The 12,120-nt window shown below is 66.2% G+C and carries 11 protein-coding genes; 6 read left to right on the top strand and 5 right to left on the bottom strand.

Translation table 11 applies throughout. The features are described from left to right. Window positions 1–22 precede the first annotated feature (22 nt). The 4 genes from ACX9OT_RS20885 to ACX9OT_RS20900 all read left to right on the top strand — a co-directional run bounded on the left by ACX9OT_RS20885 (window position 23) and on the right by ACX9OT_RS20900 (window position 1,934). Window positions 23–238: a hypothetical protein gene (locus ACX9OT_RS20885; RefSeq protein WP_049399379.1), complete on the top strand. Its 216-nt coding sequence runs from the start codon at window positions 23–25 to the stop codon at window positions 236–238. A 97-nt stretch (window positions 239–335) separates the two neighbouring features. Further along, a complete protein-coding gene (locus tag ACX9OT_RS20890; RefSeq protein ID WP_121503220.1) occupies window positions 336–683 on the top strand; it encodes a hypothetical protein in 348 nt (115 codons plus the stop codon). 119 nt (window positions 684–802) lie between these two features. Beyond that, window positions 803–1,267, top strand: coding sequence for a hypothetical protein (locus ACX9OT_RS20895; RefSeq protein WP_459003557.1), 465 nt, complete (start codon window positions 803–805; stop codon window positions 1,265–1,267). A gap of 139 nt (window positions 1,268–1,406) precedes the next feature. Beyond that, window positions 1,407–1,934, top strand: a complete 528-nt coding sequence (locus ACX9OT_RS20900) for a hypothetical protein (RefSeq protein ID WP_459003559.1) — start codon at window positions 1,407–1,409, stop codon at window positions 1,932–1,934. 117 nt (window positions 1,935–2,051) lie between these two features. Here ACX9OT_RS20900 and ACX9OT_RS20905 read toward each other — a convergent pair whose 3' ends face one another. Next, window positions 2,052–4,811 carry a bifunctional diguanylate cyclase/phosphodiesterase gene (locus tag ACX9OT_RS20905; protein WP_459003561.1) on the bottom strand — a complete coding sequence of 920 codons (2,760 nt, stop codon included), beginning with the start codon at window positions 4,809–4,811 and terminating at the stop codon, window positions 2,052–2,054. A 131-nt stretch (window positions 4,812–4,942) separates the two neighbouring features. On the opposite strand from ACX9OT_RS20905, the gene ACX9OT_RS20910 reads away from it, so the two are divergent. Together ACX9OT_RS20910 and ACX9OT_RS20915 are read left to right on the top strand one after the other, a co-directional pair. Further along, entirely contained in the window at window positions 4,943–7,045 is a 2,103-nt protein-coding gene (locus ACX9OT_RS20910; RefSeq protein ID WP_459003563.1) for a sensor histidine kinase, read from the top strand. Window positions 7,046–7,049: 4 nt separating this feature from the next. Beyond that, window positions 7,050–8,822, top strand: a complete 1,773-nt coding sequence (locus ACX9OT_RS20915) for an EAL domain-containing protein (RefSeq protein ID WP_459003565.1) — start codon at window positions 7,050–7,052, stop codon at window positions 8,820–8,822. A 410-nt stretch (window positions 8,823–9,232) separates the two neighbouring features. Here ACX9OT_RS20915 and ACX9OT_RS20920 read toward each other — a convergent pair whose 3' ends face one another. The 4 genes from ACX9OT_RS20920 to flgA all read right to left on the bottom strand — a co-directional run bounded on the left by ACX9OT_RS20920 (window position 9,233) and on the right by flgA (window position 11,917). Further along, entirely contained in the window at window positions 9,233–10,453 is a 1,221-nt protein-coding gene (locus ACX9OT_RS20920) for an ATP-binding protein (RefSeq protein ID WP_019337422.1), read from the bottom strand. Window positions 10,454–10,544: 91 nt separating this feature from the next. Continuing rightward, complete coding sequence (locus ACX9OT_RS20925) at window positions 10,545–10,883, bottom strand: flagella protein (protein WP_049399388.1); 339 nt, start codon at window positions 10,881–10,883, stop codon at window positions 10,545–10,547. After that, entirely contained in the window at window positions 10,880–11,185 is a 306-nt protein-coding gene (gene flgM, locus ACX9OT_RS20930; protein ID WP_132810066.1) for a flagellar biosynthesis anti-sigma factor FlgM, read from the bottom strand. Before flgM ends, ACX9OT_RS20925 begins: the two co-directional genes overlap by 4 nt. A gap of 75 nt (window positions 11,186–11,260) precedes the next feature. Next, complete coding sequence (gene flgA, locus ACX9OT_RS20935) at window positions 11,261–11,917, bottom strand: flagellar basal body P-ring formation chaperone FlgA (protein ID WP_049421927.1); 657 nt, start codon at window positions 11,915–11,917, stop codon at window positions 11,261–11,263. Between the last annotated feature and the right edge of the window lie 203 nt (window positions 11,918–12,120).

Here is a 12,120-nt window from a genome sequence, read left to right on the forward strand (position 1 = left end):
GGATGCATCCTGTACACGCACCATGACCCTGATCCGCGCCCTGCCCTCCCTCGCCGACACCGAGCGCCCGCGCAACGCGAGCGTGCGTGAGCAGCTGCAGCAGCTGGAAGAGGTGGCCCGCGAGGAGATCCGCGAACTGCAGCAGCTGGCCGATGCGCGCCCTGCCCTGTCCCGCACGGACGACGCGCTGCTGGGTCTGGCGTGGGACCTGGGGTTGGATGGGGAAGCCTTGAGGTAGATCCACGCCATGCGTGGATGGTCTTCACCACCACCCGCTCCAAACCCATGGCATGATCCGCCCATGCCACCTACGGCTGGACACGGAGTGTCGTCGCATGAGCACCACGTTCATGACCTGGCTGGGATTTGCTGTGATGGTGCTCATCGCGGTCACCTTCACCTGGCGCCCCGCCTACGCCACTTTGCGGCCACCCCGGCATAGACCTGTCGCATTCCTGTTCGGCAGCCTGCTCTTCATGCTGATGGCCTTTCTATTTGCCTGGGCGCCGGCAACTGCCATCAACACCGGGCATGTTCATCTGAGCCATCACCGCTCCGGCACCATTGATGCATGGCGGGACATCGAGCCGATGACCTTCTGGCTGATCATCGTCGCGGAGTACGTGTTCGGGCTGTTGATCGCCAGCTATTCCATTGCAGGCATCGCATTGATGAAACGGTAGATCCACGCCATGTGTGGATGCATGCGATCGCCCTTCCACACTCCATCCTTTCGGACTTGTTGCATGGCCTGGATAACAGGCACGGGGCACACTCGCCGCTCCCCCTCCCTGGCAGCCGCATGACATTCAATCCGGAAGAAGCGCGAGAAACCTTCGAACAGTTTCTTATCATCATGGACGATCAGATTGAATGGCTGATCGAACAAGCACAGCTCCGCGGCGTCGACCTTGACCGCAGCCTGGAGAGCCTTGATCGCTTGGAGACCCTGTACACGACGATGGCTGCAACGCAGTCGGAGGACGAACAGGATGGCCTGAGGATTGTGTTTGCACGATATCTGGGCGATGTAGTGTGGGAGCATCACGGCGGGAACTGGACTCTGCCACTCGATGCCCCCAAGGACATAAACTTCAACATGCCGGTTATCGTGGGGCACTCGTCCTGCCCGTGGCTGGAATTCAATCCCATCCATACGATGCATTGCTATGCCCTACGCCCAAAGGCTGGAATGCTCCGAAGCATCGTCGCGCACAGTGTGGATCCACAGATTCTGGATCTCAGCGATCTGGTGGAAGACGATTGAACCCAGGAGACTGCTCGATTCACTGGACCGCCCCGCGAGGACGGTAGCTGGTTCCGGGCAACATCCACGCATGGCGTGGATCTACTGGGGTGGCGAAATCGCTATGGCATGATGCGCAAGTCCCGTTCATGGAAGACCGATGGCCATCGCCCTGATCGCCGTGCTGTTGATCGAAGTCCTGCTGCTTGTGCTGTGGGCGCCGTTCTTTTTCCGCACCGGCATCGTCCTGTTCAATCAGCGCATCGCCGCTACGCCCGCAGAGCTGGCGCAGCTTTCGCTGGCCGGGTTGGAGCATGATCTGCCGGCCGATACCTGGCTTCGCCTGGTGTTCCGCGCGCTGCCTGACGGCAGTATCGCCTTTCGCGAGAGCTTCGCGCCGAGCTTTGGCGGTCGCTACTTTCCGCTGATGCGCGGGCGGGTGATGATCGACGCGCAACGCAGGGAGGTGCGGGTGGTCGGGCGGTGCAGCTGGTTCGCGCTGGGCCTGGCACTGATGCTGGTGCCCATCATCCTGGTCCGCCCGGCTGCGTCGCCGATGCTGGTGGCCCTGCTGCTGTTCTACATGGGCTATTTCATCCAGCGCCGACGCTATGTACATGTGGTGGAAGCAGTGCGCGCACGGCTTCGCTCCGAATTTCCGCAGCGAATGGTTGCCGCATCGCAGTAGATCCACGCCATGCGTGGATGATCGCGAGCACCGGCATCCGTGTCGACCAAGGTCGACACCTACCAGAGCGGTGCGTCGGCGTGCGGCGATCCCGACTGGCATGGCCCGGCGCCAGCCTCAGCGCGCCAGCACGACCTCGCTGGCAGCGTCGGTGCGCCCGGGCGCGGCGTGCTGCTGGCGCAGCCACTGCGCCAGGTCGCGCGGGCTGAGCGGGCGCGAGTACAGGTAGCCCTGGATCTCGTCGCAGCCCTGGCGACGCAGCATGTCTTCTTCCTGATGCGTTTCCACGCCCTCGGCCACCACCTTCATGCCCAGTGCGTGACCCAGGTGCACGATGGCCTGGGTGACTTCGGCGGTGCCAGAGTCATGCAGCATGCCCTGCACGAAACTGCGGTCGATCTTCAGGCGGCCGACCGGGAAGCGGTTGAGATAATTGAGGTTTGAGAAGCCGGTACCAAAGTCATCCACCGCCAGCGGCACGCCGTGCCGTTCCAGCACGTCGAAGCAGTGGCGCAGGATGTCGGTGTCACGGATCAGCGCCGACTCGGTCAGCTCCAGTTCCAGCCTCTGGGGCGGCCAGCCATGGGCATGGCAGATCTCGATCACGCGTTCGGCGAAGCCACGATCACGCAGCTGCACCGCCGACACATTGACCGCGATGCGGTCGAAACACAGGCCGGCCCGGTCCCAGGCGATTGCCTGGCGGCAGGCTTCGTTCAGCACCCAGTCGCCGATGCGCACGATCTCGCCGCACTTCTCTGCAATCGGAATGAACTCGGCCGGGCTGCAGTAGCCGATGCCGGGCCGATGCCAGCGCAGCAGTGCCTCGATCGCCGGTGGCTCGCCCTGGTGCGCATGCAGCAGCGGCTGGTAGGCCAGGCTGAACTCTTCGCGTTCGATCGCGCCGTGCAGGGCATGCTCCAACTCGAGCTTGCGCTGGATGCGGGCCAATGCGTCCTGGCTGTAGTACTGGTAGGTGTTGCGCCCCGCTTCCTTGGCCGCGTACATCGCGGCGTCGGCGGCACGCAGCAGTGAATCGAAATCGGTCTGCGCATCGCCCAGCATCGCGATGCCGACGCTGGCACCGACCTTCAACGTGGTCTCGCCACGGCGCAATGGCTCGGCCAGCGAAGCGATCAGCTTCCGCGCCACGTGGCCGGCGTCTTCCGGCTCGGCCAGGTCGCGCAGCACGACGATGAACTCGTCGCCACTGAAGCGGCCGAACAGGTCGTTGTTGCGCAGGTTCTGGTGCAGGCGGGTGGCGGCGGCCTTCAGCAGCGCATCACCGGTGGCATGACCGAAGCTGTCATTGATGGTCTTGAAGCCGTCCAGGTCGATGAACAACATCGCCAGCGAGGTGCCGCGGTCGCGCGCTTCCTCGATGGCTTCGGCGGTCTGTTCGCCGAGCAGCACACGATTGGGCAGGCCGGTGAGCAGATCGTAGTGCGCCAGCAGCTCGATGCGCTCGTTGGCCTCGCGCTCGCGGGTGATGTCACGGAACAGCACCACGAACCGAGGCGGCAGGCCGTCACGGCGATCCAGCTCGATCAGTACCTGCACCCACACGCGCAGGCCAGACTGGCGGTAGAAGCACAGGTCCAGCTGTTCGGGCAGCCCGCCGCCGGCAATCCGGACCAGTGCAGCCTCGAAGGCATTGCGCGAATCTTCGGTGTACAGCGCCAGCGCCTGATCGAGGGTGATCGGCTCCTTGCGCAGCCCATGGATGCGGTAGCACTCCTCGGTCCACTGCATGTGCCGGGTCTGCACTTCGATCTCGCAGCCGCCGATGCGGCCCAGCGCGGAAACACGGTTGAGCAGTTCTGTACGCCAGCGGATCAGTGCATCGGTCTGGTGCTGCTCGGTGATGTTCTGCACCTGGCCGAGCAGGCGCTTGGGCTGGCCATCGGTGTCCAGCAGCGGCTGCATCCACAGCCGCAGATGCTGCGACGGTTCGTTGCCCCGGGTCAGCTCCAGCTCGAGGTTGGCGGCCCGGCCGTCGCGCCACAAGCGCCGCCATGCTGCGCGTAGCGCACCACGCGAGCGCGGATGCAGCTGCTTCAGCCAGCGCCGCTGGCCGGGTACGGCCCCCTGCTCCAACGCCAGCAGCGAACGCAGCTCCGGCGACCACCAGAAATGACCGCTGTTGGGGTCGAACGACCAGCTGCCCATGCTGGCGATGCGCTGGGCCTCGCTCAGGTGCAGCTGCTGTTCCTGAAGCAGCCCTTCCAGCTGCTTCTGTTGTTCGATATCGGTATGCGTGCCGACCATGCGCAGCGGCTGGCCATCGGCGGTGCGCGCGACCACGCGCCCGCGGTCCAGTACCCAACGCCACTGGCCATCGGCCTGGCGGAAACGGAACTGTGCGCTGTACTGCTCGCTCAAGCCACGCAGATGCTCATCCAGTGCAGCCCGCACCTGTGCGATGTCCTCGCTGTGCACGCGGGCCAGAATCTCGGTAGCGGTTTCATCGCCCAGTGCCGGGGTGCGCACCACACGGTCGCTGGGAATGTCCCAGTCCCAGAGGCTGTGCCCGGCACTGTCCAGCGCCAGCTCCCAGCGCCCACCGCCGCTGAGCGGCACCGGCTCGGGAATGCTCAGCGTGAAGGCCAGCAGGTTGCCGGCGCCATCATGCACCGCGCGCAGGTGGCCGTCGTAGTGGCCGTGCGGGCCACCCGGCAGCGTGCAGGCCACGATGCCGCCATCGGCGGCCATCAGGCGCAGATCTTCCAGCATCGGCGCATACGCAGCCACGGTCTCCGGCAGGCCATGCTCGCGCGCAGCCGGATTGGCCGCCAGCGGGCGGCCCGTGCGGTCGACGATGACCAGCGCCGACGCAAGCGGGTGCTGCAGCAGGCTGGCGATGATCCCTTGGTCCACGCGATCTTGCTCCGGATGACACGCCCGTCAGCGGGGCACGCAGTGGTTAACGGCGCCTGCGGCGGATAATTGAGTGGTCTGGGCGCACCTGCGCGGTAAGATGGCCGGCGCCCCTTTCTTCCGCCCTGTCCATGCCCGCAGAACCGACCGGCAACGCCCCAGTTCCCGACCCGCGGATGGCGCAGGCGCTGAGCCGCGACCGGCGCCGGGTGGTGCTGAGCTACCTGGCGATGGCGCTGGCCTGGATGATCTCCACCGACAGTGCAGTGCAGGCACTGGTGCCCGACCCGCAGCAGGCGGCCTTGTGGCAGGGCCTGAAGGGCTCGTTCTTTGCCCTCGCCAGTGCCGGCCTGCTGTATCTGCTGCTGCGCCCGCTGGCCGAGCATGTGCTGCACACCCATGCACGCCAGCAGGCCTCCGAGCTGCGCCTGCGGCAGATGTTCGAAGGCAACCCCGGCCCGATCCTGGTCTACGACCTGGACACACTGGCGATCCTCGATGCCAATCCGGCGGCCTGTACGGCCTTCGGCTGGGACCGTGACGAACTGCTGGAGCAGACCATCGATTCGCTGTGGCCGCCAGGCCAGGACCAGGCACTGCAGACCAAGCTGGAGGCGATCCGCGAGGCACCGGAGGAACTGTGCATACTGCGTACCCAGCTGCAGCTGCGCGACGGCTCCCTGCGTCAGATGGAACTTCGCTCCAACGCCATCAGCTATGACGGCCACAACGCCCGCCTGCTGATTGCCATCGACCGCACCGCTGAAAACCTGGCCCAGCTGCGCCGTGACCAGGCGCTGGCGCGGGTCGAAGAAGCCCACGAGCTGGCACGCATCGGCGCCTGGGAGCTGGACCCCTCCACGGGACTTGGCCGCTATTCGAACCAGGTCTATCGCCTGCTCGGTCGCCGCCCGCCCGAGGCGCGGCGCTGGCATCGCTTCGACGAACTGCTGGTGCCGGCCGACCCGGCCACCGCCACCCAGACCGAACAGCTGCTGGCCGAGCTCTGCTCCGGCGATCCCGTGCAGGTGGACGTGCTGTTGCCGTTGCTGTCGATGGATGGGCGCGCCTTGATGGTGCATCTGCGTGCGGCCAGCGGCATCGACGAGGCCGGCCGCAACCGCGTGCTGGGCACCCTGCAGGACGTGACGGAGCGCGAGCAGTCGCGACGCCTGCTGCGCGAGCGCGAGGAACAGTTCCGCGAGCTGGTACGGGTACTGCCCGACGGCGTGGTCATCCTCTCCGACGAACACGTGCTGTACGCCAACGCCTGGGCCGCCAGCCTGTTCGGCTATGGCAGCCACACCCTGCTGGGCGAGCCCCTGTCAGCACTGGTGGACAGCGCCGATCTGGCCCGCGTGCGCAGCCAATTGCGTGCAGGCCAGCCACACCTGGGGCCCGGTCACAGCAGCGTGGTGGCGATGCAGCGCGCGGATGGCCGCAGCTTCCATGCCGGCCTGGCGGTGGGCGAAGTGCGTTATGGCGGACGCGACTGCAAGCTGCTGATCGTGCGCGACCTGAGCGATTCCGAGCGCACCCGCAGTGCACTGGAAACCAGCAACCGTGAACTGCAGGCGATGGCCGGCCGCCTGTTCTCGCTGCAGGAGGATGAGCGCCGCGCGATCTCGCGCGACCTGCACGACGATATCGGCCAGGCGATCACAGCGATCAAATTGTCTGCGTATGCCGCTCAGGACGAGGACGATCCACAGCGCCGCGCCGAGGATCTGGCGCAGATCGTCAGCCTGGCCGACACCACCGTGGCCAAGCTGCGCGACATCTCCACGCTGCTGCGCCCGCCGCAGCTGGATGCCCTGGGCCTGGAGGCCGCACTGAGCTGGCAGGCACGGGTGCTGTTCCGTTCGTCGCCAGTGGAACTGCTGGCCGAGATCGAACCGCTGCCACAACGTCCTGACAACAGCATCGAGCAGGCCTGCTTCCGTATCGCGCAGGAGAGCCTGACCAATGCCCTGCGCCATGCCCGCGCCAGCCAGGTCCTGCTGCAGCTGCGCGATGTCGGCCAGCGCGGCCTGCACCTGCAGATCCGCGACGACGGCGAGGGTTTCGACCCCGATGGTCCGCGCGGGCTGGGCCTGATCGTGATGCGTGAACGTGCGCAGAGCGTCGGTGGCCATGTGCGGATCGAATCCGCGCATGGTGAAGGCACCCTGATCGACGTTCACCTCCCCTACCAGGCGGCCAGCATGGCCGCCGTTGAGTCACCGGACTACTGAGCCTATGTGGAATCCCAACCAGCCCCCGGTCAGCATCGATGATGCGCCTGACCGCCTTGGCGCCGGCAACCCCGAGCTGCAGGCGATGGTCGCCGAGGCGGCCTCGGGCGGCACCGCACTGATGTTGATGCACGTGGACATCGACCACTTCGCCTCGGTCAACGAAAACATGAGCGCCGAGGTGGGTGACCAGGCCCTGGTGCTGGTGGCGCAGCGGTTGCAGTCCTACCTGCGTGGTCGCGGCAAGCTGTGGCGCCACGGCAGCGATGAGTTCTTGATCGCAGTGCCACGCACCGCCGACGTGCCATTGCCGGAGGACTTCGCAGAGGAGATCCGGCAGCAGATGGAGCTGCCGCTGTCGGTGCTGCCGTACACCTTGTTCATGACCGGCAAGCTGGGCGTCAGCCTGTGCCCGGACCATGCCAGCAGCACCTCGCGCCTGCTCGATCACGCCGAAGATGCGCTGTACCAGGCGGCCCGCGAAGGCGGCAACGCGGTGCGCATCCACGCCGTGGATACGCCACCGAGCGCGCACAGCGAAAGCATCATCGCCCGCCAGATCGTGGACGCCATTCCCAATGGTGAGCTGAAACTGCGTTACCAGCCGCTGGTCAGCGCCCGCGATGGCCACGTGGTCGGCATGGAAGCGCTGCTGCGCTGGCAGTCGCCGACGCTGGGCATGCTGGTGCCGGAGCGCTTCATGCGCACGGCAGAGCGGCTGGGCATCATCGTGCAGATCGGCACCTGGGTGCTGGAAGGCGCACTGAAGCAGGCACGCCTGTGGCGCGACCAGGGCTTCGACGACTTCACCATCGCGGTGAATGTCTCCACCCTGCAGCTGCTGCGGCCCAACTTCTTCGCTGAAGTCATGGGCCTGATCCAGGCCGCGGGCGTGCCGGCACAGATGCTGACGCTGGAGATCAACGAAAGCGCGCTGACCAACAACGTCAACTTCGTGCACGAGACGCTGGCCAATCTGCGCAACGAAGGTATCAGCCTGAGCCTGGACAATTTCGGCACCGGCGATTCCAGCCTGAGTGCACTGGTCCGCTACCCGGTGGACAAGCTCAAGATCGACCGCAGCTTCATCAAGAGCGCGCCGGCCGGCAACCGTGAGGCGGCCATCGCCCGCGCGATCATCGCCATGGGCCATCAGCTGGGCATGACCGTGATCGCCAACGGTGTGGAATCGCAGGCCCAGCTGGGCTTCCTGCGCCGCAACGACTGCGATGTGTTCCAGGGCTACCTGTTCGGCGAACCGATGTCGGCCGATGCCGCCGGCATGACCCTGCGCCGCCGCTACCTGCGTCCGGAAGCCTTTGCCGAGACCCGTCCCGACCGCACGCTGCTATTGCTGGACGACGAAGAGAACGTACTGCGCTCGCTGGTGCGCCTGTTCCGTCGCGACGGCTACCGCATCCTGGCCGCCGGCAACGTGCGCGATGCATTCGACCTGCTGGCAATCAATGACGTGCAGGTGATCCTGTCCGACCAGCGCATGAGCGACATGAGCGGCACCGAGTTCCTGGGCCGGGTGAAGATGCTGTACCCGGACACGATCCGCCTGGTGCTGTCCGGTTACACCGACCTGAACACCGTGACCGACGCGATCAACCGCGGTGCGATCTATCGCTTCCTGACCAAGCCGTGGAACGACGACGAGCTGCGCAAGCACATCCACCAGGCGTTCCGCACCTTCGAGGAGCAGCGCCGCAGCAACGCCGGTCCGGCGCCGGTAGAAAGCGGAGATGGCGGCGAGGATCGCCCATTGCGGTAACGATCCCCTCTGGTAGAGCCGGCCGCTGGCCGGCTGCTCTGGATGTCGGGTTCAATGAGGTTGCCGGCCAGCGACCGGCACTACCCGAAGCGCGAACCCGGTCGGGGACAAGCCCTGGTAGAGCCGGCCGCTGGCCGGCTGCTCTCGATGCCCAGTTCAATGAGGTTGCCGGCCAGCGGCCGGCACTACCCGAAGCGCGAATCCAGGTCGGGGACAAGCCCTGGTAGAGCCGGCCGCTGGCCGGCTGCTCTGGACGTCGGGTTCAATGAGGTTGCCGGCCAGCGGCCGGCACTACTCGAAGCGCGAATCCAGGTCTGGGACAAGCCCTGGTAGAGCCGGCCGCTGGCCGGCTGCTCTCGATGCCGGGTTCAATGAGGTTGCCGGCCAGCGGCCGGCACTACCCTGAGCAGTCAGCGCGGCTGCTTCACCGGCAGCACCACGCGGAAACGCGAACCCACGCCTGGGGTACTGTCCAGGTCGATGCGGCCGTGGTGCTTGTTGATGATGCTGTAGGAGATCGACAGGCCCAGGCCGGTACCGCTGCCCACCGGCTTGGTGGTGAAGAACGGATCGAAGATGCGCTGGCGCAGTTCCGGCGAGATGCCACCGCCGGTGTCTTCAAACTCGACCCACACGTGATCGCCATCGACGCCGGTACGCACCGTGATCGTGCCGCGCTCGGCGATGGCGTGGCCGGCGTTGAGCAGCAGGTTCATGTAGACCTGGTTCAATTCCGACGGCAGGCACTCCACCAACGGCAACTGGCCGAACTCCCGCACCAGGGTGACCTTGTACTTCAGCTCGTTCCAGATGATGTTGATGGTCGATTCCAGACCCGCGTGCAGGTCGACCAGCTTCCACGACTCGTCGCGGCCGGAATACGAGAAGTCCTTCAGATCACGCACGATGCGCGTCACCCGCTCGATGCCTTCGCGCGACTCGGCCATCAGCTGCGGCAGGTCGCGGCTGATGAAATCGATGTCCAGGCGGTCACGGATATCGTCGATCTCCGGGATCAGCGCCTTCGGGTCCGGCGCCCGCAATGCGCGCTCGTAGGCTTCGATCACGGTGAACAGGCTGCGCAGGTACTCCTGCAGGCTGCCCAGGTTGGAGTGCACGTAGCCGATCGGGTTGTTGATCTCGTGCGCGACGCCTGCGGCGAGCTGGCCGATCGAGGCCATCTTCTCCGACTGCAGCAGTTTTTCCTGGGTACCGTTGAGGCGCAGGTAGGCCTGCCGCAGCTCTGCATGACGCTGCTGCAATTCGCGTTCGTAGTCTTCCTGGCCTTCGATATGGCGGAACAACGCCAGGAAGTGCCCCTGGCCGACCGGGCCGTGGTGATACAGATGGGCGATGACCACGCCCTCGCCCAGCGGCAGGCTGCCGTTCCAGTGACCATGCTGGCGCGCCTGCTCCAATGCATCAGGCGGCAGCAGTTCACGCAGGCGCTGCGGCGGTGGCAGGCCGCCGCCCTCACCGCTGGCCAGCAGGTTCTGCGCGGCCGGGTTGGCCAGGGCCACCTGCCCGTCTTCGGTGAACAGCAGCAGCCCTTCGCGCAGGCGCTCAAGCAGCGCCTGCAGCACCGGCTGCGGCGGAAGGGGGGCGGTAACCAGGGCGTTGGCAGCGGACACGGCGACTCGGGGCATTCGAACAGGCGCCCAATATACGCGGTCGTGCGGCGGGCTTCAGCCCGCGGGGGTGGGATGTGCGACCGCCGTCGCGTCAGGCGATGGCGAGTGGGCGCCGCGCAGTGACCGTATGCGACTGGCCCTTGGCATCATAGGAGGAGGAGGCCTCGGTACGCCCGAGCTGGCGCAGCGCCCAATCGACCTCGCGGCGCCGGCGCGACAGCAGCACACCATTGGCACGGTTGCGTTCGGCCAGTTCCTGGAGGTGATCCCCCTCACCAAGCGGCGGCGTGCCTTCCAGTGCACGCAGCGCCTCCAGCTTGGCACCTGTCGCCCGGATCAGCGCGTGTACGTCATGATCGACCAGCGCCTGACGTTCAACGTCAAGCGCCTGGGCCAGCCGCTGCAGTTGTTCGCTCATCGGCGCGGTCATCCGTGCAGCTGCTGATCCAGCTCAAGCATGCGCGATGCGATCGCGTCCGGATTGATCTTGTAGGTGCCGTTCTGCAGCGACTCGCGCACTGCGGCCACACGCTGGGCGTCGATTGCCGGGGCGGTGGTCAGCTCACGCTCGATGGCCTGCAGATTGGTGGCCTCGCCGGTCAGGCGCAGGCTGTCGGCCGCTTCGACCGGGCGCGCCGCCGCATCGGTGCTGACGCCGGGCTTGTTGGCCGTGGTCGTCACGCTGCGCAGTGCCTGGGGGACCTGCAGGTTGCCGTCGATTTTCTGGCTCATGGGGTGTCCTGGAGTTGCCGTTCACAAGGGATAACGGCCGCAGGGCCGTGATCTTTAGGGATATTTTGCGGTAAATCAACGCGCCACGATTACGTCACCGGCGGCATCGACCGTGCCCTGCACGATGCGCCGCGAGGACAGGTTCTCCACCGAGACCCGTTCGTTTTCACCGGCATCGCCCATCGCACGGCCTGCAATACGGACCTCGACCGAGCCGCGACGCGAAACCAGGGCCACATTGTCTCCTCGCTTGATGAGACGCTGCACCACCAGATCGTTGTTCGACAGCAAGGCTCCGGCCTGCAACGGACGGCGGGCGATGCGGCCGATCGCTGCATTCGGATCGGCCAGCACCGCACCGGCAATCCGGGCGGCATCACGCTGGGCAGTGGTGATATCGGCGGCGGTGAGGGTTTCTCCAGTACCGATTCCGCGGTTGAGCACCAGCACGGTCTGGTTGCGCCGCACCTTTACTGGTACGAACAGGCGCCAGCCGCCGGCATCGGGGCAGCTGACTTCAACCGTGGTGTTGGCGGTGGGCTGCACCTGCAGCGCGCCACCACACCTGGGCAAGCGCAGCGCATCGGCCACCTGGGCCTCGCCCTCGCTGCCGGCCGGCAGCGTCGACAACGCGGCGGTGCGGATACTGGCCACCGGCTGCCAGTCGGCGGCAACCGCCCACGGCGAGGCCAGGGCCAGCGCGATGGCGAAGAGCGATGTGACCCGGCGCATGGCGCCTCCTGTCGATGGGATCTGGCCCAGGTCCGTGCAAGGGGTGTGCCAGAGGGGCTTGTGTAGAGTCGAGCTTGCTCGACTGCTTCGTGACCAGTCGAGCAAGCTCGACTCTACAGAGGCAGGGTCGAGCATGGCGCGACTCTACAAAAGCGCTCAAGTTCGGCGCCCACCCCGCCGATACAGCAGCCATGTCCCATGAC

The sequence above is a fragment of the Stenotrophomonas genospecies 3 genome (assembly GCF_054473855.1).